Raw genomic sequence first — 23,255 nt, forward strand, 5'->3', positions numbered from 1 at the left:
TCGGCAATGACGACCATCTATTGCAATGTGTAACCAGCCATATCGATCCGGCTGAAGACGCAATGTGCGCCTAACACGCGTTTGCGGTTTTGGCGTATTCGTGCATCCGAGCTTGCAAGCCGCTGAAACGTTAGCCGAAACGGTAATATCACAATGCAAGCCACGAACAGGAGGTAGATTTATGATTGAAAAAGAGCAAATCATAGAAGAATTGGAAAAGAAGATTAAAGACAGAGACGTAGAAGAACAGAAACTTTTGCGCAGCATTTGCGATGAGATTTTTGAGGAATACAATAAAGGATCTGCAAAAGCGGCATCTTTATTTCTGCAAGGGAAGATCAGTCCCTTAAAAACTAAGTTTGATGATGCACATAATATGCTTTTAAAGAAAATGGGCATATAGTAGAGGTACATAAAATGGCAGGCTATTGGATCCTAAAAGAAATAACAATAAGTGGATTTAGAGGTTTTGTTGAACCAAAAACCTTCATAACTTCAGGACCTTTTACCCTTTTTGATGGTCCTCAGCGTTCGGGGAAAAGTAGTACATTAGTTGCTATAGAGTGGGGGCTATTTGGCGACGAGATCGCGAAGAAAGCCATTGGAATTGATGAACGAAGGGGCTGGAAAATACGGAACACCAACTCGGATGAAGCTAGGGTCGAAATGGTTTTGCAGAATGGACAAGGCATTCTTAAGATTGTTCGTTCAGACAAGAAAAGAAGAGGAAGTCCAGATTTCTATTTTGAATTGAACGGGATTCAGGACACGGACGAAGAGAAGCTACGAGCGGTACTTAGGATTCAACCTAAGGACTACTTCAGTTCAGTCCACTTACACCAAGAAATCATAAGAGCGCTTCTAACCGAAGAACCAAGGAGCCGACGGGATTCACTCGATCGACTATTGGGACTATCTGAATTGCGCAATATTCTTGAGGGGATAAAATTGGCGAAGATTTCGGAAACTCTCAAGGATGTTGATGATAGATTCGGACTAATTGAAACCAAACTAAATGCTGTTATGACAAGCAAACAGGCTGATATTCAAAGAGAGAAAGAGATAGGCATTCAGAGAGGTCTTACATCTGATAATTTCTCAGAAACTGGTGCCAGACAGATGTGTGAGACGGTAAAAACTACGCTTGTTAATTTTGCGAACCAAGCTGGTTTAACTATTCCCGATCTACCTTTGGCAGGCACTGTAGATGAACAACATATCCTTACCAGTTCAGCTAAGCAGTCGCTTAGAAAACTTCGAGATGAACAGCCTGACCTAAAACGACAAAAGGAGTTGCTTGAAAAACAAAGTCAATTGCAAAAGTTACAACAATCTTATGGGGAACTTTTAGGTGAACATCAAAATCTTCAGCAAGAGAGAAAGCGTATCTACGAAACTGAGGGTGATCGGGGGGAAATACAATCCCGAATAAAAGAATTGAATTCTAAATTAACTAACGCAAAAACCAGACGGAACGAGATTGATAGGCGAGCGGGTACGATTGAAGAAGCTATTAAATACTTTGAGGCTCTCAGTGCTCCCACAGAAAAGCAGCCTTGTCCTGTCTGCAATAAACCCATTGATGACGTAGCGCACTTACGAACACATCTAAAAGCATTGAGGGCGAATTTGGATAAGGATTTAGCGCCAATTAGAGAAGAGATTGAAAAATACGAAAAAGAAATTGGGCGTTTGGAGCATTTAATAAAAGGCCTAAATGATTTGGACAGAAAGATAAGCAGTAAAACTGAACTGCTTAAAGAATGTAAATCAGATATAGAAACCGCGCTTGGATATGAAATAAAAGAGACAGAGGATCCTGTTATTGTTCTGAGAAAGGAAATCGAAAAGATCCAAGAGGAACTCAAAAAACTTGAAAGTGCAGTAAAAGAAAGCAACCAGAAACTAAATGCTATTGAGGACGATATTTCAAAATTAGAGCAGATATTAAGGGTGTTGGACTTGGAAGTAGAGATCGAAGATTTGTTGAAGATAAAAGAAACAGAAGAGTATAAAGAAGTAGAAAAAACGAAATTAGAACTTGAGAAGTTTGCAGCAGATATTGACTTAATCAGTCAAATTATAGAGAAAAGGATTAAAGAAAGTGCCAGGGCAAAATTGGGCGCTGCAAAAGATAGCATTGCCAATATGTTTAAGACCTTAGCAAACCGACCTGACTTTTCGGAAATAGAAATTGATCCGAATAGCTTTGAGATTCTTGCAGTCAAAGGAAGTGAAAAAATTCCAGCATTGTCAATTTTCAACCAGGGCGATTTAAATTGCGCTGGTCTAAGTGTTTTTCTCGGTCTGGGAGCAGCACAGGAATTATCACACAACCTTGGCTTCATTATTTTGGATGATCCATCGCAAACCTTGGATAGTACCCACAAGGAAAATCTTGTTAGCATCTTGAACTCTATACCAGATGATAAACAAATTTTGGTTTCTACTTCTGAGTCTGACCTTAGAGATTTGATTCTAACCAAAATAATAAGGAAAAAGAAACGTTACAATTTTGCTCCATGGTCTGATATAGAGGGCGCGAAGCCTGGGGAGGTTTAATAATAGGTATGGAAGCAATTATCTTTCAAACTCTTAAACGGATAAGGGACAAACACGGGCCTAGTGAATTTGGCAAAATTGCACAAAAGCTTCTTGGGATTGTGCTTTGCCGATTATGTTTTGAAGTAAAGGAACGCAGTGTCCAAGATGTGGATATAGAAGCAGTTAAGAAGGGATTAAAATACTGGCTTGAGGTTAAAACGACTGATAAAGATGAAGTCATCATAGGAGAAAAAGATGTTAGTGGCTTGAAGCAATGCGAGCTACTACATGGAGGAGCAACTGGTTATGCAATTTTAAAGGTTAGTTTATTATCTGATTGGATCATAGCCTCAAGCGGAAATATCAAATCGGGTACTGTTCGCATCGGCAGGTTTAGTACTCAAAGAATTTTGCCGTTACAGAATGATGTAAACAAGAACTTTCCATCTATAGTAAAGGAATTAGGAAACCAAATTTTATCAGCTACCAAAGGTCAAGCACAATTCGTTGCTGACAGATTGCTGAAGTTGGAAATAGAAAAGAAAAATTGCAATGATAGATCTGTCTGATACCATGTATTGCCTTGCAGCTTATTTTCGTTTCACCCGCCTTTAGTGGGCTTATGCAAATCCATATTCGGAGGTGTGTTATGCCTAAAATAAGCGATATCGAAGACAAAGGCAAGGAGAGGTTAGCCATTCCTCATTTGCCTTGGCTCAAAAAATCCATTGGTTCAGATCTCATCAAGGGAGGAATATATCTTTTGGCAGGTGAACCTGGAATTGGTAAAACCACTTTAGCTCTCCAGATATTGGGAGATCTAAGCAGGCAAGGCGTGAAAGTCTTATATATACCAACTGAACAGAGCATGAGTGATATAAAGCGAGTAGTAAATCGAATATATGATTTAGAATCGGACGAAGTTCGATCATCAATTAGTGAGAACTTGTATATTGATACTATTGATGATCTGGCAATGCTACCTTGGTTTTTAAACCATCGAATTCTACCCCCTGAAAGAGAATACTACGGGTGCGAGATTATCGTTATAGACTCTCTTCAAGGAGGCGGGTTGTCCACAGGGGTTGGGGAGAAGTATAAGGCTCTTCTTGATTTTGTAGATACTGCAAAAGGAACCGGGATTAGTTGTTTATTTGTGAACCATGTGACAAAGAGCGGAGAAATTGCTGGGCCAAAAGCTCTTGAACATGCAGTTGACTGTATAATTTACATTCGAAGAGCGCTTCGTTTACGACCCCTTTTTGTTCCGAAGAACAGGTTTGGCCCAGCCATGCTTGATCCTCTTGTCTTGATTATGGATGAGCAAGGTCTTAAGGAATCGCCCCACATAACAGCAGAGGCTAGCGCAGTATTGGGCTATAGTGGCATAGGTGAGGATTTCGCTGAAGCGCAAGCTTCTGTCACTATACCAAGATATGGTTCCCCTCCAGGGTTAAGTGCTCCATTCCTTCCCAGTAAAAAGATTAAACAGCTTCTGAAAGTTTTGGGTACTCTTAAAGATATTGATGTGGTTGACCTATCTTACGATGTGAGTTGTTTTATCCCTGGCCGACATGGGTATGCAATAGTGCTTGACCTACCTATTATAGTGGCCCTTTTAAGTTCGTACTTGCATCAACGAGTGGATAACCAAACTCTATTCATAGGAGAAGTCGATCTTACAAAGCAAATTCGGCCACCTGAGAGGACGTATTTAGCTGCCTTAGCAGAAGTTCTTGTTGAATCACAGCCAGGAAGAATAAAACTTATCTATTTGTCTGAAAAAGTGGCTGATGAGTTTAAGCAAATGCAACCGCAGGAGGGTATGCCAAAGGTTGGCGACCTTGTAGAAGTTTGTGGTGTGAGGGATTTAGATTCTTTTCTTCACCACCTTTGGCCTTTTTTAATTACGGCTGGAAAATAATCTAAATAGGAGGAATTACCATGCCACCCCCCTCCGTACCTCGACGAGTAGAAGACATCATTTTCTACTACTACGCTAAGTTAGTTATTGCACCTTCAGCAGGATTCGGTGGAAACTACGGGTTTATTATTGATGCCTACAAGCGTTTAAAATCTGGCGAGATTCGAATGTCGGACTACGAGCGGGAACTTTTACATATCGCTGAGGTGCCAAATATATGTGCTTTTTGTGAATCCAGGAGCGCTAATTGTAAAATAACACATATAGTATCAAGGTCTTTTGGTATTAAACCAGGTATGCACAATATAGTTTATGCATGTGAAACATGTTGTGCTTCCAAAGGTGAAAAAGACCTTGGAGAATGGTGGTGTAAGGATTTAAAGAGACCTCGTGACGAAATTCCTCGTGTGCCCTTAGGACTGTATTTAAAAATCGCATATGAACTGCATAAGGTAAACTTTAGTTTAAGAAAATCGTGTCAAAGTCTTGAAAAGCTCTTCAGAGCATTGGAATAAAAGCCCAAAGAAACAAAAGCATGGTCAGGTCTTGCATACAACATTTTGATGGCAATTTCCTTTCAAAAGGCACTTAAACATGGCCCTCTCTCCTTCTCCAAAATCAATCACCAACCCATCTATCCATCCAAAATATTTTATGCTAGGATGAAAATAATCAAAGAGACCAGAATCATAGGTTATTAGTAATACAATGCTGAAATTTAGGCTATTTTATTCATTAAGCTTGATTACTTTCCGTTTTGTAAGAATATTATGAAGAGAAATACATGAAACAGGATCGTTTGTGGGACAAACAGGAAGAGGAGGAATTCTTCAGGAAGACCTTGGAAATAGCTACTCCTGAGCAACTTTTCTATGTTACTGAAGATGGCAGGTATCTCGCATATTGGCCCAAGGGATATAAAGGGGTTAAAACGACCCTTCAAAGCAGAAATGCCTTCATAGGTTCTTATACGGAGAGATGGATAAGTCGATTGATAGAACCCATAGCAGACGAAGTTGGCGGTTTTCCGGTCCAAGGCGTAATCTGTGAAGAGATAGGACTTACGAAAAGATCACCAGCGGATGTGGCTATCTGCAAAAACAGAGGTCTTATTCAGAAACCTGAAAACATATTACTTCTGATCGAAGTCAAGATGTCGGTTGTGTGGAACTGGGAATATGATATAAACACTCAGAGAATTATATCTATAGGTGATTACACTTCCCATCAGGGCAATCCCGGTCTTTTACGCTCAGATACCATGCTTAAAGCCGGTGGAAAGAGTATAAATATCAAGGTTTCCGATGTTAAGGCTACAAAAATCCCCATTATTGTCTTTGGGAATACACCTATTACTAAGAATTACTACGAAAAAGTCGACCATCTCAAAAGGGCTGGTATCATTCAGGGTTTCTTCTCCGTAAATCCTTATCCATTGGACGACCCAAAAAGAGCCACTAACATTAAAGGTACACCGCAGAGAGGATTCTTACGATTTGACACCTTCTCTGAGCTAAAAGAGATCTTACTTTCTCTTCTGAAGGAAGAAAGGGAGTTTTTCTCCGGAAAGAAGACAAAGTCTGACTTGGGAAGAATTATAGAAATGGCAAGTCAAGAACCGACATACGAGAAGAAGGCAGAAAGGTTCTTGCAGCTACTGAGAGAGGTAGAAGATTGAAATATTCCAGAAAGAAAAGGGGGACACAGACAAGTTCCTTTGGCGTGCCGGGCAGGATCAACCACGATTCCACCCCCTTCTATACAAGCAGACTTTATGTAGGCCTACCTCAAGAGAAGAGGATAAAGTATCTTGAAAACCCCATTCCCGCGGAGTTTCTTGATAAGATCTTTTGCAAATCAAGCGAGAATATGGAGGAATTGCCTGACGATAGCATTCACCTGATGGTTACTTCACCCCCTTACAATGTAGGTAAGGAATACGATGAGGACCTTACCCTAGAAGAATACAGGGCCTTTTTAAAAAGGGTATGGGCTGAAGTATATAGGGTTCTTGTGCCAGGTGGTAGAGTATGTATCAATATCGCCAACCTGGGGAGGAAACCCTATATCCCCCTTCATGCCTTTATAGTAGAGGATATGCTGGATTTGGGATTTCTGATGAGGGGGGAAATCATATGGAACAAGGCATCAAGTTCTAGTCCTTCTACTGCTTGGGGTAGTTGGCTTTCAGCTGCCAATCCAACTTTAAGGGATATTCACGAGTATATCTTGGTCTTCGCCAAGGATACCTTCTCTAGGAAAAATCCTTATAAAAGAAAAGGGTCGATTTCCAAAGAAGAATTCCTGGAATTTACTAAAAGTGTTTGGAGATTCCCTGCGGAGCCGGCAAAAAAGGTTGGCCATCCCGCACCTTTTCCTGTGGAACTACCTTATAGATTAACTCAGCTTTACACCTTTGAGAGTGAGGTGGTTTTGGACCCCTTCATGGGGAGCGGACAAGCGGCGATAGCTGCCATAAAGACAAAGCGGCATTATGTAGGTTATGAGATAGAGGAGGAATATGTAAAGTTGGCCCAAAGGCGGATCGAGGAATTTGAACTGAGTTTCAATGCCCCCAAGTTATTTGACTTCATGGAAGAGAAAAGAGGTAAATAACTAGCCATGGAAAAGCAGGGCAGGCCTTGCAATACAACATTTTGATGGCAACTCTCTTTTAAAATAACCTTAGATACGCCCCTCTCCTTCTCCAAAACTAATCATCAAACCCCTCTATCCATCCAAGATATTTTATGCTAAGATAATTCAGATTTAAGCCTTTGTGATAAAAAATGACCTGAGGAATTTCGTATCTCAGAATATGGAGGGAAAACAATGAAAGACCAGGTAATCAAAGCTAAATTAGAGGATCTGCCTGAGAGCCTGAAGAGAGAAGTTTTAGATTACATTGATTTTTTGCTACAAAAATATGGCAAAAGAGCAAAAAGAGGAAGATTTGAATTCGATTGGGAGGGTGGTCTATCAGAATTGAAGGAGAAATACACATCCGTTGAGCTCCAACATAAGGCAATGGAGTGGAGATAATGTATCTCATAGACACTAATGTCTTCTTAGAGGTACTACTAACTCAAGAAAAGCGAGAAATCTGCAAAAGCGGGGGCAGGTCTTGCAATACAATTTTTTGATGGCAACTCCCTTTTAAGATACCCTTAGATATACCCCTCTCCTTCTCCAAACCCAATCACCACCCCATCTGTTCATCCCAAAAGTTTTATGCTAAAACAAAGAAGGCGGGAGGGCCAAAAAAGAGAAGTAAAAAATACGGAAAGTGTTACTAATATGATCTGAAAAACAAATCCGTCCCGACTTAATTTTCCGGTTCTGCATCTGTGTCTTCTGCATCTATCTTTTCGGTGTCCTGCTGGGAACTGTCTCTTTTATTAAATCGCCGCTGTATTTTCTCTTCCTGCTTTTTCTTGCGGGACAGCTCTTTTCTCCGTTTTTCCCCTCTATACGTTCCAGTTCGCTTTGCCAATGCATCCTCCTTGGTTTGTGATAAGATATGTTATCACGAAGCAGAGGGGGAATGCTAGATATTTTCGGTGATCGGCAGGCACCATTTTTCCTCAAAGATATAAGAGGTGTTTAATAGTTGTTGACTTTTTATTATCAACTATGTTAAATATATATTGGAGTCGCAGGAGTTTTTGTAACCAAAAGGTCACAAAGACTTTGAGCTTTGTGGCCTTTTTCCTTAGGGGAAAGGTTATTCTGGGACTTTAGTTTATGAGAAAGGAGGTACCTGAGATGTTAAATGGAACTGTGAAGTGGTTCAATGACTCCAAAGGTTACGGCTTTATCACAGGCGAAGATGGTAACGATGTGTTTGTCCACTATTCTGCCATTCAGGGCCAGGGTGATGGATTTAAGTCCCTTGCCGAAGGTGATACAGTTAGCTTTGATGTTGAAACGGGTCCTAAAGGTCCCAGCGCCATCAATGTAGAGAAGCTGTAATCGACTGTCAAAGTCCCCCTTGCTGAGCAAGGGGGACTTTGACTCTGCCTTTTTTGTCAAACCATCCATGTATTGTCTGATAGTTGTATAATACGACATGTTGACGGCAAGTCCTTTTAAAATACCTTTAGATACGCCCCTCTCCTTCTCCAAACCTAATCACCAATCCATCTATCCATCCCAAAAGTTTTATGCTAAAACAAAGAAGGCGGGATGGCCAAACAAGAGAAGTAAAAAATACGGAAAGTGTTACTAATATGATCTGAAAAACAAATCCGTCCCGGGAGGAAATGGGGGGGCGTTGTTGACTATTTCCAATAAATAGAGGCTCAGGTCTTGATTTTTGAAATGCTATATTAAAAGCCCACGAAGGAACTTTTTTATTGCACGAGCATGGTCACCCTGATAAAATTTTCGCAGGTGGGATTCTCATTTCAACTCCAAAATCACAGATGTTAACTTTGAAAGAAGGATAATATTATGAAAAAATTGGGCATAGCAGTTGTGATAATTGTTGGTGTTTTTGTTTTGCTCTTGGTTTTTAAAAACATGCTCATCAAGATGGGTGTTGAGAAAGGGGCAAAAAAGGTAACAGGGTTAGAACTTGCCATAGGAGATATGGATGTGGGGTTGTTAGCGTCCAAGGTGGATATCACTGACATGAAATTGCTTAATCCCGCAGGATTCCCCGATAAGGTCATGATTAACATAGCTAAGTTCCTTGTAGATTTCGAACTTGCCTCGTTTTTCAAAGGTAGAGCACATTTTGAAACCGTGGAATTAAATCTCAAAGAGCTTATAGTGGTACGGAACAGGGAACGAAAGCTCAACATCTCTGCCTTGAAATCGGTGAGTGAAAAGACGAAGAAAGAGAAAAAGCCTGTTAAAAAAAAGAAGGAAGAGAAAACACCACCAGAAGTCACCATTGATAAACTGATTCTGACAATTGGAAAAGTCACTTATAAAGATTACTCATGGGGGAAAACTCCATTCACAAAAACATTTAATATCGGAGTACATGAGGTCTTTAGAAATATTACCGACCCTAAAAAATTGGTCAATCTTATCATCGTGCGAGCACTTCAAGGAACCGGTATTGCCCAACTGGCCAACTTCGATTTAGGCACGCTCAGGGCAGATGTGAGCGATACTTTAAAAAAGGGTGTGAGTGGGGTGACAGAAGCAGGACAAAAGGAGTTAAAAGAACTAGAGAAGACCACCAAAGAGGAGGCGGCAGAAAAAGTTGAAGAGGAAGTCACCAAAGGATTAAAAGAAAAATTTAAGTTCAAATGATTCGGGGGCGTGGGAATACAAAGTTGGCTTCGATTAATCTCATCTGCTTTGCCATATGTTTGGTCTGTATTGTTGCCGGAACGACGATCTCTATATTGGCGATTTGGGGCGTTGTCGAAAAAAGCTACGTTGTCTTGAAATCCCTTCTCACGTTCGGCGTGATTTTCCTTGCCTCGCTTCTCATCATAACCGTCAATAAGCTCATACCCGTTCATCGAGAAAAAAAGGAGAATGGGAGAAGGGGAACAGCGCAGCATAAAGAGGAACGCTGGAGGGAACACAAAGGGACCACCTATTTCAGGGGAGATACAAGGCCATTGTCGTGGGCTGTGATACTTACGTATTGGAGCTCAGCCGTGATGTATATCTCAATCCACTGAGGGCAAGCATTGCGGAACGGCCAGAGGAGTATCCCTACAACAGCTATCGATCATATAATCTCCCAAGACAAAGAGGACATTCACAGGGACCAAGATCTCTTTATCCTTATCGCTAAATTGTTAGTCAAACCAGTACCAAATGTGTAGGAATTACCTAATCTTGTAACAAAATAGATGTGATAGACCAGCCCCGCACAAGGGGCTTTTTTACTGCCCATCCCCTTTTCCAAACCCAAATACCACTAAAAAATGGGGAAGGGGTAGGGTGAATGCTCATCGGTGCTTGATTATCTGTGTTGCCTTCAGATAACCCCGGTCATAGACGTAATGTACGGTGACCTTCTCACCTTTATAGGGGTACCGAGGGGGCTGGTAGATGGTGCGCCATCCCACCCAAAAGGTATATCTCTTGCCGGTATTAAAGCTTTTGACCCATATCGTTCCCCGAGGGATCGCCTCAATGTTGACGCCGATAATCTTTCCATAGACAGCATTGGGGCCGATTTCCTTGGCGGCCGTCCTCTTTTTCACGACTTTTCCGACGGGGTAAGTGTGCAGTAGGAAAGCGGCGGTGAGGATTATGCCCAGCACGACCGCTGCCGCTGTGAGGAGTTGTCTTTTGGTCAGGCCGGAACGGCGGGTGCTTTTTTTCTTCGTTCGTGTGGTACGCTTTTTTGCGCTTTTGCTCCTCTTTATATCTACCTCCCCAAAAGCTGTTTGAGCCTTTATAGCAAACCGACTCGAGGATGTCAAAACACCCCATCGAGGAGCAAACGCGAGGTCAGGCCTTGACATGCGCGCACAAGGAGGTTGGCAGGATGTGTGTCTTTGGCTACAATGAGGTAATAACGGAGTTGTTCAGGGTATGAATGTTCTGAAAATCCTGCTAATTATTATTGCCATCCTCTATATTATCAGCCCCGTTGATTTGCTTCCCGATGTCCTTATCCCTTGGGGCTGGCTTGACGACGGGACCCTTTTAGCGCTTTTGATCTATTACCTCAAGCGGGGGAGGCTGCCGGCCTTTTTCTCCTGGTGGAGACGGCCCTCAGGGGCTGATCAGGATCAACAGAGACGGTCTGAGGACGCGGGCAGGTTCGAACGAGAACGGGAGACGCAGGCCGGTTCCAAAGATCCGTATGAGATTCTCGGTGTTGCGCCCGGTGCCAGCCGCGAGGAAATACGATCTGCCTATCGCCGAGCCGCTCAGGCGTACCACCCTGATAAGGTCTCTCATCTCGGCCCGGAACTGCAGCAGCTGGCCAAGAAAAAGTTTATCGAGATTCAAGAAGCTTATGAAAAACTTATGGGCAGAGGTGGTTGATGATGTGGCTTGCGATGCTTTTGCACTTTAACGGAGCCCCATGATACATCGATCGGGATTATTCGAACCATTTCGGAATTTCTGGGCAGAAATTCTGGGGACATAATAATACTTATTTTGATGTCTTAGAGAACAAAAGCGGGGACAGGTTGCAATATAGCATTTTTGATGTCAAGTTCATCTAAAAGCACTGAGAATAGTCTTCCCTTCTTCCAAAACCAACCGCAACTCCTCTCTGTCCCTCCAAATGTTAGCGTAACAGGGTAACGTTGCACACCGGCAAAAGCAAAAGGTGCATATCATGGTTCCCCCTCGACATACCGGTGACTTTCCCTTATACTGCCTTCTCCAAAGAAAAACCAGAAGGAAGACCATGCAGAATTTGAAACAACGCTGGAGGGCTGAGGGGGGCTACCGGGAGGTCCTTGTCATCGCGACCCCCCTGATCCTGAGCACAGGGGCCTGGTCTGTCCAGCACTTTGTCGACAGGATGTTTCTCTCCTGGTACTCGCCTCAGGCCATCGCGGCTGCCATGCCTGCAGGTATGGTCAACTTCACCGTCATGAGCCTCTTTCTTGGCACGGCCAGCTACGTGAGCACCTTTGTCGCCCAGTACTACGGTGCCGGACGATTCGCCAGGATCGGCCCTGTCCTCTGGCAGGGGGTATATGTATCGCTGCTCGGAGGGCTTGTCCTGATCTGCCTCATCCCCTTTGCATGGCCCATCTTTCGCCTCGTGGGGCATGACCCGCTTGTGCAGCGCTGTGAGGTACAGTATTTTCAAATCCTCTGTCTTGGTGGCGGCCCGTTTATCGCCTCTTCGGCCCTGGCGGGGTTCTTTTCCGGCAGGGGCAGACCCTGGCCGGTGATGTGGGTCAATACCTTCTCCACTGCCGTGAATCTTGTCATGGACTACGCCCTGATATTCGGCGAATGGGGGTTTCATGAGCTGGGGATCAAGGGCGCGGCCATCGCCACCGTGCTCTCAGGTATCTTCTCATTTCTCGTATACGTGGCCCTTATATCCAAAAGGACCCATGCCACAACCTACCATACCCTCAAGGGCTGGAGGCCGGAGAGAGAACTATTTGTGCGGCTTCTGCGGTTTGGATTTCCTTCCGGTGTGCAGTTCTTTTTAGATATGACAGGCTTTACCCTATTTATCCTCCTGGTGGGCCGTCTCGGGACCGTCAATCTTGCGGCCACGAATATTGCCTTCAATATCAATACACTGGCCTTTATGCCCATGATCGGGTGCGGAATAGCCGTATCAGTGCTGGTTGGTCAGTATCTGGGAAGCGATCGGCCGGACCTCGCTGAGCGAAGCGCCTATTCCGGATTCCACCTGACCTTTCTCTACATGACGAGCATTGCCGCAGCATATGTGCTCGTGCCGGATCTCTTTGTGGCCCCCTTTGCCGCCCGGGCAAACCCTGAAGGGATTGCTGACATTTACGGGCTTGCCGTGATCCTTTTGCGATTCGTGGCGATCTACTCTGTTTTTGATACCATGAACATCATCTTCGCCTCTGCAATTAAAGGGGCTGGGGACACCCGCTTTGTCATGGTCATGATGTTGTTCATCCCGGTGTTTGCGCTGGTAATCCCCGCCTACGTGACCATTGTCCTGCTCGGATACGGCCTGATGGTTGCCTGGGTCATTGCGTCTATCTACGCCATCATCCTCGGTTTTGCGTTCTACTTTCGCTTCCGTGGTGGCAAGTGGAAGACCATGCGGGTGATCGAGCAGCCGAGGGGAGACCTGCTTCCTGAATAATCCGCACCTCCAGATGCCAAAGTTACGCCTTAATTGGAGGTTATCCCTTAACCCATAGAGATGCCCCTGTCCTTCTCCAAAACCGATCAAATTCATCTATCCATCCACAATATTGTATGCTAGAATAAAAAACAGGAGGGCCCAAAAAAGTAAAAAATAGGGGAAGTGTCCTTTATCTGACCGATGCAAGTTACGTGATATCGGGAATTATAGGATCATAAAAGGGCTGCTATCCTATGGCACTTAAAGGCAAACTTGAAACGTTTAATATTGGTAACCTCTTACAGTTGTTATCCCTTGACCAGAAGACCGGTGTTCTAAAAGTAAGTGATGGCGAAAGTAGAATCGAGATATTTATGAAAGATGGTGTTATTGTCTATGCCACGAGTTCACAAAAGGAGTTTCGCTTGGGTAATTTTTTGAAAGCCGAGGGAGTACTCTCCGATGAAGAACTCCAGGGATGTCTGCAAATAGCTCAAGAGAAAGGCCAGCAGTTGGGTAGGGTTTTAGTGGAACAAGGATATATTTCGGCGGATAGCTTGAAAAATTTTCTGCACTATCAAGCCAAGGAGATTTTATACAATCTATTCCTGTGGAAAACCGGAGAGTTCGAGTACAAGGATATACCTCTAAATGTTGAAGGGAAATTGATTATCCCGTTGAATACCACAGAGATTGTTATGGAAGCATCGCGGCGGATAGATGAATTGTCAACCATAACAAACCAGATTACGAGTGATAAACTGGTCTTCAAGATCTCAGAGAGAATGAGAGATACAGATGAAGTCAAACTCAATAAAAAAGAATGGCGCATCCTCTCCTTGATTGATGGCACTCGGACGGTGAGGCACGTGGTCAACGAGAGCGATTACGATAAGTTTTCGGTTTACAAAATCATATACTCATTGATGATGTCAGGGTTTTTAGAAAAAATTGGAGAAGTACACGAAAAAAAGAGAGATTTCGTTGATTATGTGGATGCTATGACTATCTTTAATGATGTTTTTCAGGTCATCCAGAATATCCTCAAAACTGAAATTGGAACTATGGCATTCACTATATTCGATGAATGCAAGGCTAAGTTGCCACCCAAACAAAAAAGACTTCTCAAGGGTTTCGACCTGAGGAAGGATGCCGACATTAACAGGCAGGCTATATTGGAAGCCATGAATGCCTTTAAAGACCTTCGTAAAGGAAGCATCTCTCTCCTCCATAGCTTCAATGCCCTTTTGCCAGCCATCTTAGAAAAAGAGGCTGAGATCCTTGGTTTACAAATCACCCGGGGAACAATGAAGGAAATCGAACTGATCCTCTCTTATGTGAAAAAATATCAGAAGGACTCGGCTGAAAAGATAAAGATTGCCAATGAGATTGAGAAGATTATAGCAGAGTTAAATCACAGGATTGAGGACAAAAAGGAAGCAAAGGGGTAAATAAAGGTAGGGCAGGAATCAATCATCAACCCATATATCCACCCTCAATATTTTAGAGGAACATAATACAGTCAAACACAGGAAACGACTAAAGTGGCTGCAGTAAGGAAAGCTTGCTGTAGTCCAGCACTCCTGCAAAGAGACCTATGTTCACCGGCTGCACCTCCGGGATCGCATCAAGCACCGGGTCCAGACAGGAGCTCGCTATGCGGCGGGTCCCATCCTTGGGGAAGAAGTAAAAAATACGGGAAGTGTCCCTAATCTAAATGCAGTCCAGACAGGTTTTGGAATATCTTGAGGATCTTGCTGAGAGGCTCGGTGTTGAGATTGTCTATGAAAAACTGGGAGAGGAAGAGTTTTTCGTCAGGGGAGGTCTGTGTAAGGTCAAAGGAACTTTTAAGATCTTTATAGACCGATCTAAACCAATGGAGGACCAAATAGAAATCCTGGCCCGAGCACTCTCTTCTTTCGACACAGAGGAGGTTTATCTTTTCCCCTATATCAGAGAAATCCTGGAGAAGGCCCGGAGGTCCTCGTGATATTCCCCTGATCTCTCTTTAACCCAATCAAGGTGAGGGATCGAGGTCTTGCAATGCAACAACCTCTTCACGAAAATTATAAAGAAGGAATGCTATAATGCAAGACCTGTTTCCATTTAGATCTTAAATGAAGTAACAAGAACACAGAGATGACGTGGAAACGATTCGTCAGCAGATGACCGACCTCTTGAGCAAAAAGGATATGAGCGCCAGGGAACTCTCCCAGGCGATGGGAATCCGGGAAAAAGAGGTCTATGAGCATCTTCCCCATATTGCACGCTCCGCAGCGGCCCAAAGGAAAAGGCTCATTATCCGACCCTTCCGGTGTCTGGCGTGTGGATATGTTTTTCAAGACCGCAAGCGCTTCACCCGCCCTGGACGCTGCCCGCATTGCAAAAGGTCGCACATTCAAGAGCCAACGTACCGGATCTGTTAGCGAATAAGTTGCATTGTTTGTCCTCTCTTACACCTACAACTCATCTCCATGGGACAAAGCATGGGAGCAACCACCTCAAGCTCTATTGGCTTCATCTCTAATCTCTCCCTGATAAGATTTGTGGGCACAACCCCTTTTAATATTAAAAACATAACCCTTGTTCCTTGCTTTGCAAGGTGTATACTCTGGGAAATTTTGCTTTGATCCTATGTAATCAAAGGGCTAAGAGACAGATTCTTACGGCTTGACCTGTTACCCCTGGTCCTATATCCATCCGTTAGGCCCATTGTTGATATGGGCTAAGTCGAGCGAAAGTGCCTGATGGCTGGAGGGACCTCTCTGCCTCTCGTTGGGGTCTCTTTTCTGCCAAACGTTAGAGTTACCTATCAGGGGGAGGGAAATAAGGCCTGAGTCACCTTTTTTACCATATCTACGCCTCTAACCTCATTTTCAAAAAGAGGAATCTCACCACAGACATTTTCAAAGGATTGATACACTTCTTCCCTATACCTGTCCTGCATTTTGATCCGGTTCAGTATGAATGGAGCGGAATCCTTTCCTATTTCAGATTTATCGATGACCTCGTTGATAATGACACCGCCTATTGGGATTCCAAAGTCCTCGAACCAGCCAATGAAGCGGCGTATTACTGCAATGGGAAGAGACTCAAGAAGGGTTATAAAGAAAAAGGCGCTCTTTTGCTCATCGGTTAAGAGGACCCTCATATGTTCTATTCTATCCTTAAAGGTGGTGAGGTACTCCATTAATGGGTCCCTTTCCTCTGTTACCTTCTTTTTTCGGAAGGAAAGACTGAGCCTCATGGCTGTAGCCTCCTGCCGGCTTTTGTACATCTTGTCCACCCAGAGGGTATAGACCTTGGACATGCCTAAAAGTCTTCTGGCGTTTGCTGTGGGAGCGGTATCAAAGACATAAAACTCAAAGGCATCCTCAAACATAATATTTATCATGTTCTCGAACATCGCCGACTCTTCAAAGGCTGGGTTCATGGTGGCAGACTCCATAAAGTCATCAGCCTTTGTGGGAATGTCGGCAAACTTGAGAAACCAGCTTATCTTCTCCTTGATCTCATTCTTTGATCTTTTTATGGTATCTTTTGTATCTATTTCCTGGACAAAAAGGCCTTTTACCCCCGGTATCAACACGGGTTTTCCGAAGACGTCCTGTTTAAAAAGGTTTGAGAGGCTGTGCACAGGATTGGTAGAGGCCAGAAGCGTCTTTTTGCCCTGTTGCGCCATCCATAGTGCCACAGATGCTGCAACAACACTCTTGCCAACTCCCCCTTTTCCACCAAAATAGATATATCGCATCTGGGGATGCGTCTTAAAAAAATCTTCCATGGTAGTTTTCATGATAACTTCTCCTCAAACATCACTTCTGCAAGATTTCTAATCACATCAAGCCCTTTTATCTCGGAATCGAATTCCGGAACAGCTGAAAGCACGGAAGAGCCAAATTTCTGGTCTATCATCTCGAGGGCACTGGCCTGCATCTCGATCCTGTTTTTCAGATATACTGGTATGTTATCTTTTAACAATTCTCTATCAATGACCCGATTTACTATATATCCCGAAAGGGGTACATTATACTTAGCAAAGAGCTGTGCCGCCTTTTCAGTATCCACTATGGTCATTTCCTCTGGGGTGAGCACAAAGAAAAAGGCAGTCTTTTCAGTATCTGTCATGATCTTCGAGGAACTTCCTATCCGATCCTTTATGTACATTAATTCATTATATATCTCATCTTGCTCAATATCCTCCTCCCGTTTCATGGTGGCAATAGCCTTGTCATATTCTCTCATCTGTTCCCTCAGGCTTGTTATCTTCTCCAGCCAGGCATCATAGACAGACGCCATGCTCAAATAATAAAGTGCATGGCCCAGGGGCACAAGGTCATAAATATAGTAGTCGAAATCCCCTTTAACGACGATGTCGACCACTGCATCGAAGATGGCGCTTTCCTCCATGGCTGGTTCAGCCGATGAGGCCTTTATATAACTCTCTATTTCCTCAGGAATCTTTTTCATACCATACATTGAGATAATCTTTTGCCGTATCTCTTCCTGATAGTCATGAATCCTTTTGTCAGCATCGACCTCACAGGCAAACAGATTTTCCATTATCTTAATGTTTCCCTTGCCAAAGATATCGCGTTCGAAGATATCACTGAGCGATGCCTGAGGATCAACGGAGAAAACGAGCACCCTTTTCCCCTTCTTCGCAAGATAATAGGCCGTTGCCGCCGAAAAGGTTGTCTTTCCAAGTCCTCCCTTTCCTCCGTACATGAGGTATCTTCTATTGGGATACCGTATAAAGAAATCAGCAAGAGACATAAGCCCTCCTTTATAGTCTATTGAGTTTCTCGGGTTTTTTGGTTTTGTTGTGTTAAAACCCTACGAACTCAATGAACTCAACAAACATTAATACATGCTCTCCATGAAATCCTTTTCCCTCAGCATCCTCCGCTTCCATGTGGTGATCTGAGGCACAACATGGGGGAGCAAACGTAGTGAATAATAAGGCGGGAGTATGGGAATGCCGAGCATGTCGCCCATGGTGATAAGGATAAAAAGGTGCTCCATGCTGGAGCGGGTTTTCAGTGCGTGCCGTGCCATTCCATGGGTTGCCATGCCATACGTGAAATCCCTTACAAAACCTATAATGCCTCCTGCCTTTTTCTTTTTTTTCTCTTTCTTTTTCTCTTCCATGGCTACGATCTCTTTTAAATTTTTTAAATTAATCCCTTATGTGGTCAAAAAGATCCCTTTCCCTTAAAACCCTCCTCTTCCATGGCCCAAGTCGCCTTACATAGTAAGGGAAAAGCCTCAAATGATAATAGTTAAAAAGGCCGGGAAACCCAATTACCTTTCCAAGTAGAATTACCATAAATAGATCGTCCAGGCAACGTTTTTCTGTGTATGCCCCCTCTATCAGGCTATAAAGAAAAAAACCTTTTAGATAATCCTTTACTGTTTGTATCCAAGAGCATTTCACTTTTTTACGCAAAGAACAAAAGGGGGATACACTCCCAGCTCCGCATGATGTGCTCCTGGGTAGTATATCCCCTTTTCTTAAAACACCACTAAAACCTGCCCTTATGCTGGTGCCTTTTTAGCCTCAGCCGGGGCCGCTGCCGCCTCACCTGCTCGATATCTCCTGAAGGCCTTCCAGCCATCATAGGCAAGGATAAGGGCCAGGATTATAAGCAGAATGGCTACTCCCGCAGCAAAGAAATTTCCGAACACCTTTTTCCCTGCCAATGCACCCGGGATCAGCTTGAAAAAGGCCGTGTAAAACAGGGCGCTCACCGTTGTGGCATACATGAAAAACATCGGGTAGATGACAATCTTATAGTTTTTGGCCTTCTGGACCAGAAACAGGGTTGCCAGGAGAAGGGCAAGGGATGCCATTAACTGATTGGCGCCGCCAAAAAGCACCCATACATAGAGCCAGGTGCCTGTTTTCACCAGTACATAGGTGATGATAAGGGCCACAATGGTCGCTACATGTGGGTTCTTTGCAATGCCCACTGCATCGCCTAGGAGCTCAGCAGTTGCCACCTTCATAAAGCGGAACACCAAGTTTATAATGGTAAGGGCAAGAATGATGATCATCATACCTGCTAGGGCCTTGGCATACGATACTGGAAGCCCAATGGAGGTAATTGCCCCTCCAAGGCCAGCAACAAAGATCCCTACAGGATTACTGACCTTGGCAACGTAAGCCGACGTACTAGAAAATGCCGTTGCGCATACGATAACGGCAATGATAGAGATGGTAAACTCGGCAAACATTGCCCCTGCTGTTACTGGTCTGACGTCCAGCTCGTTTTCAAGCTGCCGTGATGTGGCGGTACTGGATACCAGGCTGTGCCACCCGGAGATCGCACCGCAGGCAATAGTAACAAAAAGGAGCGGCCACAAGGGTCCAATTCCGATACTCCAGCTAGTAATGGCAGGGAGCGTCATCGGCTTATGGCCTATGATTATCCCTATAACCCCTGCTATGATCCCGAAGTATACAACGTATACTGAGGAGTAGTTGTAGGGCTGGATGAACCTCCATACTGGCAGAATCGAGCTGAAATAACCGAATATCAAGACGCATATAAGCACAGTCGTATAGGAAAGCTTAATGTTCCAGACGGTACCTAACCAGATAGAGAGAAAGATCACGACGATGGCAAGGATGGTAGTTGTGATGATGTTTACCCGTGCCTTATAGATCATATGACCGACCAGAAATGCCACTCCAATAACCACCAGCAAGGGAAAGGGGAGTGCTGGATTTCCGCTTATCCCCTTGGTAATTACATGACCAAAGGCCGTTGCTATCAGCAGCAGGTAAAAGTAGACGAAGGTAAGGAGTATCTTCCTTGCCCTAGGCGATATCAATTTATAGCTAATAGCCCCGAAGGTATCCCCGTCGCTCCTTATCGATACCATAGCACTTGAGAAGTCATGCAGCCATCCGATGAAGAAAACCCCCAGCCCCAACCATAGCAATGCCGGCAACCAACCCCATTGAATGGCCACAATGGGGCCTATGATCGGGGCAGCCCCTGCTATTGAGTTAAGCTGGAACCCATAGAGTACATTTTTGTTTGCCGGCATAAAGTCTACACCGTCCATGTACATCTTGGCAGGGGTCGCTCTGCCAGAATCAACCTCAAAAACGTTTTTAGCAGCCCACCTGGCATATACCCAGTAGCCAATGCCAACAATTATTACCCAAAACAACAGTACCCATAATGAATTCATGGCCTTTTCCCTCCTTTGCCTAAAGGTTATAGTTTACCTTTAAAGGACAAATTATTCCCCACCTCCTTTCCCCATTAGAGTAACAAAAATCATTATTGCCGCATCCATCCTGGATCTTTTTTTATACTCTAAAGTCTAAAAAGTCAAGGAATTTCCCCAAAAAAGGGTAATGCCTCAGTTATCAAGGAAAGAGGACCCCTTATCCCCTCGCTTCAGATCTTTCGCTGTGACCCTTTCGGGGTTCGCAGGCGGGGAATCTTTGCCCCTTCCCCGCTCTAAAGGCGGGGCTTTCCCCTTCCTGCTCACCCTCGGTGGGTGCCCCATCGCTCCCAGCAACTTCGCTCGGGGGCAAGAGGCCCTTTGAAGCCCATCCCCTCAAGGCTGAGGGATTACAAATTAAATTCATCCATATAACCATCGCCCACCTCCAATTCAGAGATTTGGTCAGGTAGAGCTTTTTCCCAACCAATGGCACATGAAGTGGTCTCTTTGATAATGAGAAAAATTAAAAAGACGGGAACTTCCCCAGCACTTTTTTGTCTAATAGAAAAAGAATAAGAAAATGGAGGTGGAATGATGAAAAAGTTAATCTTCATTTTTGGTCTTCTCATCTTTATGCTTCCCCTTGCTTCTTCCTATGGAGAGAAGAAGGGGGAAATTCTTTCTCCTTACTTCTTTGTCCAGAGCGATGATGCTTCTCTTGCCCCTTTTCCTCTTTTAGAGACGAAGGTAGAGGTAAATATTGCCGGAGTGATAGCTGAGATAGGACTTACTCAGGTTTATAAAAATGAAGGCAACAGAACCATAGAAGCGATATATGTATTCCCCCTGGGGATAAGATCAGCTATACACGCCATGAGGATGAAGATAGGCAGTAGAATAGTTGAGGCTCAAATAGAAGAAAGGGCAATGGCCAAAATGATCTATGAGAGGGCAAAAGAAGAAGGTAAAACGGCTTCTCTCTTGGAACAGGAAAGACCCAATGTCTTCCAAATGAAGGTAGCGAACATAATGCCAGGAGATGTAATAGAGGTGATGGTTAACTATACAGAACTTTTAGTCCCCGAAAAAGGGATATATGAGTTTGTCTTCCCTACGGTGGTAGGGTCACGGTATTGTGAGAAAAAAGAGAAAGAGACAAAAGACCACGATACATGGGTAAAGACCCCATATCTGCATGAAGGCCAAGCACCTACTTATACGTTTGACATAAAAGTGAACATAAGGACAGGAATTTCATTAGGAAAAGTATGGGTTCCTTCCCATAAAGTGAAGGTACGACAGCATATGGATAAAGCAGAGATAAATCTATCTCCTGAGGAAGAAAAAGGAGGAAATAGAGATTTTATCCTGAGATATACGTTACAAGGGGAGATGATACAGAGCGGCCTATTACTCTACCCTTGGAAAAAGGAGAAATTTTTTCTCCTTATGCTACAACCTCCAGAAAAGGTAACGTTGAACGCTGTCCCTCCTCGGGAATATGTATTCATTGTAGATGTTTCCGGCTCTATGCATGGATTCCCCTTAGCGGTCTCTAAGGCCCTTATAAGAAAGATAGTTCAAAAATTAAGGGGAAAAGATTACTTCAATATCCTATTCTTTGCTGGTGGGTCGAATGTTCTTTCTCCCCATCCTCTTCCTGCTACAGAGGAGAATAAGGGTAAGGCGCTAGCTATGCTGGAAGAACAGAGAGGAGGGGGAGGAACAAGGATTTTACCTGCCTTAAAAAGGGCGCTTTCCTTACAGAAAAAGGAAGGACTTTCCCGCATCATAGTTATAGCTACTGATGGATATGTAGCGGTGGAGAAAGAGGTATTTGACCTGATGAGGGAAAGGCTGAATGAGGCAAACTTCTTTGCCTTTGGAATAGGGAGTAGTGTAAACCGGTATCTCATCGAGGGAATGGCCAGAGCAGGGAGAGGAAATCCTTTTGTCGTATGTAATAAAGCGGAAGCACCACAGGTAGCAGAAAGGTTCTCTGACTATATAAGATCTCCTCTCCTTACCGATATTGAGGTAGAACTTCAGGGATTTGATGCTTATGAGGTAGAACCCCCTTCTCTACCTGACCTATTCGCTCGAAGACCACTCGTTATCTTTGGGAAATATAAAAATGCTGAAGGAAAAATGAGGGTGAGAGGGAAGACAGCCTGGGGTACGTATAACAAAAGGATTGAGGTAAGTTCTTTGTTGGAAGATGAGGATAACATAGCCCTTAAATACCTCTGGGCCAGGGAAAGAATAGCCCGCCTCTCTGATTACGCAAGGGTGGGAGCAAAAGTAGAGGAAGAGGTGAAAGGTCTCGGTCTTCGATACCACCTCATGACTCAATATACCTCCTTTGTAGCTGTGGATACCGTAGTGAGAGATACTGGAGAGGTAGTTACTGTAAAACAGCCTTTGCCTTTACCTGAAGGGGTAAGCGATTATGCAGTAGGTAATCATAGAGGCAAGGTTGCTGCTCCTCTATCTTCTGGTTTTGTAAAAACACTAGCGGCGAAAGAGGCAGGGTATTATCCTCCTCAGGAGGAGAAAAGAGAGCTTTCCCGAATCTGTATAATGGGAGGAAAGCTTCCTCCTGGAATTACTATGGAAGAGGTGGAGAATATATTGTCTCCGTTGAAGGACGATTTGAAGAGGGTGTTTAAAAAATGGGGCCTAAAAAAGGTAGTTGTGCTTTTGAAAATTGAAGGAGGGAAAACAAGGAGTATCCAAGTAAAAAATTACCATGGGAAAGCGTACAAAAAAGAAGTTCTGGAGAAGATTTTACAAAAGATTGTTTTTTCTCCCTCCATAAAAGGCACAATGGAGCTGGAACTGATATACGTTTAATGAACAAATAACATCCCCAAG

General features: G+C 43.8%; 24 protein-coding genes. 17 read left to right on the forward strand and 7 right to left on the reverse strand.

Going from position 1 to position 23,255, the window contains the following annotated elements; all coding sequences use genetic code 11:
* The first annotated feature begins 181 nt into the window (after positions 1–181).
* From JRI46_00420 to JRI46_00455, 8 genes are all read left to right on the forward strand, one after another.
* Positions 182–403, forward strand: a complete 222-nt coding sequence (locus JRI46_00420) for a hypothetical protein (protein ID MBW2038055.1) — start codon at positions 182–184, stop codon at positions 401–403.
* Between the two features lie 14 nt (positions 404–417).
* Entirely contained in the window at positions 418–2,562 is a 2,145-nt protein-coding gene (locus JRI46_00425) for a hypothetical protein (GenBank protein ID MBW2038056.1), read from the forward strand.
* Positions 2,563–2,570: 8 nt separating this feature from the next.
* Complete coding sequence (locus tag JRI46_00430; GenBank protein MBW2038057.1) at positions 2,571–3,113, forward strand: hypothetical protein; 543 nt, start codon at positions 2,571–2,573, stop codon at positions 3,111–3,113.
* 80 nt (positions 3,114–3,193) lie between these two features.
* On the forward strand, positions 3,194–4,468 hold the full coding sequence (locus JRI46_00435; protein ID MBW2038058.1) for an AAA family ATPase: 1,275 nt from the start codon (positions 3,194–3,196) through the stop codon (positions 4,466–4,468).
* A gap of 20 nt (positions 4,469–4,488) precedes the next feature.
* Positions 4,489–4,983 (forward strand): hypothetical protein, encoded by a 495-nt coding sequence (locus JRI46_00440; protein ID MBW2038059.1) that lies wholly within the window; start codon positions 4,489–4,491, stop codon positions 4,981–4,983.
* A 269-nt stretch (positions 4,984–5,252) separates the two neighbouring features.
* The gene (locus JRI46_00445) at positions 5,253–6,146 is read left to right on the forward strand and encodes a hypothetical protein (protein ID MBW2038060.1); all 894 of its coding nucleotides are present in this window, start codon (positions 5,253–5,255) and stop codon (positions 6,144–6,146) included.
* Positions 6,143–7,084, forward strand: a complete 942-nt coding sequence (locus JRI46_00450) for a site-specific DNA-methyltransferase (GenBank protein MBW2038061.1) — start codon at positions 6,143–6,145, stop codon at positions 7,082–7,084. Before JRI46_00445 ends, JRI46_00450 begins: the two co-directional genes overlap by 4 nt.
* A 216-nt stretch (positions 7,085–7,300) precedes the next feature.
* Positions 7,301–7,510 carry a DUF2281 domain-containing protein gene (locus JRI46_00455; protein ID MBW2038062.1) on the forward strand — a complete coding sequence of 70 codons (210 nt, stop codon included), beginning with the start codon at positions 7,301–7,303 and terminating at the stop codon, positions 7,508–7,510.
* 283 nt (positions 7,511–7,793) lie between these two features.
* Here the strand turns inward: JRI46_00455 and JRI46_00460 are convergent, their stop codons facing one another.
* On the reverse strand, positions 7,794–7,988 hold the full coding sequence (locus tag JRI46_00460; GenBank protein MBW2038063.1) for a hypothetical protein: 195 nt from the start codon (positions 7,986–7,988) through the stop codon (positions 7,794–7,796).
* 245 nt (positions 7,989–8,233) lie between these two features.
* Between JRI46_00460 and JRI46_00465 the strand changes: the two genes are divergently transcribed.
* From JRI46_00465 to JRI46_00475, 3 genes are all read left to right on the forward strand, one after another.
* Positions 8,234–8,440 carry a cold-shock protein gene (locus tag JRI46_00465; protein MBW2038064.1) on the forward strand — a complete coding sequence of 69 codons (207 nt, stop codon included), beginning with the start codon at positions 8,234–8,236 and terminating at the stop codon, positions 8,438–8,440.
* Positions 8,441–8,920: 480 nt separating this feature from the next.
* Entirely contained in the window at positions 8,921–9,733 is an 813-nt protein-coding gene (locus JRI46_00470; GenBank protein ID MBW2038065.1) for a hypothetical protein, read from the forward strand.
* A 23-nt stretch (positions 9,734–9,756) separates the two neighbouring features.
* Complete coding sequence (locus JRI46_00475; GenBank protein MBW2038066.1) at positions 9,757–10,113, forward strand: hypothetical protein; 357 nt, start codon at positions 9,757–9,759, stop codon at positions 10,111–10,113.
* Between the two features lie 273 nt (positions 10,114–10,386).
* On the opposite strand, the gene JRI46_00480 is transcribed toward JRI46_00475, so the two are convergent.
* Positions 10,387–10,866 (reverse strand): hypothetical protein, encoded by a 480-nt coding sequence (locus JRI46_00480; GenBank protein ID MBW2038067.1) that lies wholly within the window; start codon positions 10,864–10,866, stop codon positions 10,387–10,389.
* A 112-nt stretch (positions 10,867–10,978) separates the two neighbouring features.
* On the opposite strand from JRI46_00480, the gene JRI46_00485 reads away from it, so the two are divergent.
* From JRI46_00485 to JRI46_00505, 5 genes are all read left to right on the forward strand, one after another.
* Complete coding sequence (locus JRI46_00485; GenBank protein MBW2038068.1) at positions 10,979–11,437, forward strand: DnaJ domain-containing protein; 459 nt, start codon at positions 10,979–10,981, stop codon at positions 11,435–11,437.
* Between the two features lie 373 nt (positions 11,438–11,810).
* Positions 11,811–13,214: an MATE family efflux transporter gene (locus JRI46_00490; protein MBW2038069.1), complete on the forward strand. Its 1,404-nt coding sequence runs from the start codon at positions 11,811–11,813 to the stop codon at positions 13,212–13,214.
* Between the two features lie 236 nt (positions 13,215–13,450).
* A complete protein-coding gene (locus JRI46_00495; protein ID MBW2038070.1) occupies positions 13,451–14,647 on the forward strand; it encodes a DUF4388 domain-containing protein in 1,197 nt (398 codons plus the stop codon).
* 266 nt (positions 14,648–14,913) lie between these two features.
* The gene (locus JRI46_00500) at positions 14,914–15,186 is read left to right on the forward strand and encodes a hypothetical protein (GenBank protein MBW2038071.1); all 273 of its coding nucleotides are present in this window, start codon (positions 14,914–14,916) and stop codon (positions 15,184–15,186) included.
* 175 nt (positions 15,187–15,361) lie between these two features.
* Entirely contained in the window at positions 15,362–15,622 is a 261-nt protein-coding gene (locus tag JRI46_00505) for a transcriptional regulator (protein MBW2038072.1), read from the forward strand.
* A 386-nt stretch (positions 15,623–16,008) separates the two neighbouring features.
* Here the strand turns inward: JRI46_00505 and JRI46_00510 are convergent, their stop codons facing one another.
* From JRI46_00510 to JRI46_00530, 5 genes are all read right to left on the reverse strand, one after another.
* A complete protein-coding gene (locus JRI46_00510) occupies positions 16,009–16,992 on the reverse strand; it encodes a TRC40/GET3/ArsA family transport-energizing ATPase (GenBank protein MBW2038073.1) in 984 nt (327 codons plus the stop codon).
* A complete protein-coding gene (locus JRI46_00515; GenBank protein ID MBW2038074.1) occupies positions 16,989–17,972 on the reverse strand; it encodes a TRC40/GET3/ArsA family transport-energizing ATPase in 984 nt (327 codons plus the stop codon). Before JRI46_00515 ends, JRI46_00510 begins: the two co-directional genes overlap by 4 nt.
* Before the next feature lie 87 nt (positions 17,973–18,059).
* Positions 18,060–18,347 (reverse strand): hypothetical protein, encoded by a 288-nt coding sequence (locus tag JRI46_00520; GenBank protein MBW2038075.1) that lies wholly within the window; start codon positions 18,345–18,347, stop codon positions 18,060–18,062.
* A gap of 387 nt (positions 18,348–18,734) precedes the next feature.
* Positions 18,735–20,399: a hypothetical protein gene (locus JRI46_00525; GenBank protein ID MBW2038076.1), complete on the reverse strand. Its 1,665-nt coding sequence runs from the start codon at positions 20,397–20,399 to the stop codon at positions 18,735–18,737.
* A gap of 389 nt (positions 20,400–20,788) precedes the next feature.
* A complete protein-coding gene (locus tag JRI46_00530) occupies positions 20,789–20,995 on the reverse strand; it encodes a hypothetical protein (GenBank protein ID MBW2038077.1) in 207 nt (68 codons plus the stop codon).
* Between JRI46_00530 and JRI46_00535 the strand changes: the two genes are divergently transcribed.
* Positions 20,973–23,234 (forward strand): VWA domain-containing protein, encoded by a 2,262-nt coding sequence (locus JRI46_00535; GenBank protein ID MBW2038078.1) that lies wholly within the window; start codon positions 20,973–20,975, stop codon positions 23,232–23,234. The two genes, JRI46_00530 and JRI46_00535, sit on opposite strands and share 23 nt — an antisense overlap.
* Positions 23,235–23,255: the final 21 nt, after the last annotated feature.

The organism is Deltaproteobacteria bacterium (genome assembly GCA_019308925.1).
Taxonomy (GTDB): Bacteria; Desulfobacterota; B13-G15; order B13-G15; family RBG-16-54-18; genus JAFDHG01.

Excerpts from the sequence above, each read along its gene's own strand:
- JRI46_00490 (MBW2038069.1), top strand. The coding sequence starts at position 11,811 with ATGCAGAATTTGAAACAACGCTGGAGGGCTGAGGGGGGCTACCGGGAG.
- JRI46_00520 (MBW2038075.1), bottom strand. The coding sequence starts at position 18,347 with ATGGAAGAGAAAAAGAAAGAGAAAAAAAAGAAAAAGGCAGGAGGCATT.
- JRI46_00440 (MBW2038059.1), top strand. The coding sequence starts at position 4,489 with ATGCCACCCCCCTCCGTACCTCGACGAGTAGAAGACATCATTTTCTAC.
- JRI46_00505 (MBW2038072.1), top strand. The coding sequence starts at position 15,362 with ATGACCGACCTCTTGAGCAAAAAGGATATGAGCGCCAGGGAACTCTCC.
- JRI46_00465 (MBW2038064.1), top strand. The coding sequence starts at position 8,234 with ATGTTAAATGGAACTGTGAAGTGGTTCAATGACTCCAAAGGTTACGGC.
- JRI46_00435 (MBW2038058.1), top strand. The coding sequence starts at position 3,194 with ATGCCTAAAATAAGCGATATCGAAGACAAAGGCAAGGAGAGGTTAGCC.
- JRI46_00420 (MBW2038055.1), top strand. The coding sequence starts at position 182 with ATGATTGAAAAAGAGCAAATCATAGAAGAATTGGAAAAGAAGATTAAA.
- JRI46_00485 (MBW2038068.1), top strand. The coding sequence starts at position 10,979 with ATGAATGTTCTGAAAATCCTGCTAATTATTATTGCCATCCTCTATATT.
- JRI46_00510 (MBW2038073.1), bottom strand. The coding sequence starts at position 16,992 with ATGAAAACTACCATGGAAGATTTTTTTAAGACGCATCCCCAGATGCGA.
- JRI46_00530 (MBW2038077.1), bottom strand. The coding sequence starts at position 20,995 with ATGAAGATTAACTTTTTCATCATTCCACCTCCATTTTCTTATTCTTTT.
- JRI46_00470 (MBW2038065.1), top strand. The coding sequence starts at position 8,921 with ATGAAAAAATTGGGCATAGCAGTTGTGATAATTGTTGGTGTTTTTGTT.
- JRI46_00500 (MBW2038071.1), top strand. The coding sequence starts at position 14,914 with ATGCAGTCCAGACAGGTTTTGGAATATCTTGAGGATCTTGCTGAGAGG.
- JRI46_00525 (MBW2038076.1), bottom strand. The coding sequence starts at position 20,399 with ATGAATTCATTATGGGTACTGTTGTTTTGGGTAATAATTGTTGGCATT.
- JRI46_00425 (MBW2038056.1), top strand. The coding sequence starts at position 418 with ATGGCAGGCTATTGGATCCTAAAAGAAATAACAATAAGTGGATTTAGA.
- JRI46_00430 (MBW2038057.1), top strand. The coding sequence starts at position 2,571 with ATGGAAGCAATTATCTTTCAAACTCTTAAACGGATAAGGGACAAACAC.
- JRI46_00495 (MBW2038070.1), top strand. The coding sequence starts at position 13,451 with ATGGCACTTAAAGGCAAACTTGAAACGTTTAATATTGGTAACCTCTTA.
- JRI46_00455 (MBW2038062.1), top strand. The coding sequence starts at position 7,301 with ATGAAAGACCAGGTAATCAAAGCTAAATTAGAGGATCTGCCTGAGAGC.
- JRI46_00535 (MBW2038078.1), top strand. The coding sequence starts at position 20,973 with ATGATGAAAAAGTTAATCTTCATTTTTGGTCTTCTCATCTTTATGCTT.
- JRI46_00515 (MBW2038074.1), bottom strand. The coding sequence starts at position 17,972 with ATGTCTCTTGCTGATTTCTTTATACGGTATCCCAATAGAAGATACCTC.
- JRI46_00445 (MBW2038060.1), top strand. The coding sequence starts at position 5,253 with ATGAAACAGGATCGTTTGTGGGACAAACAGGAAGAGGAGGAATTCTTC.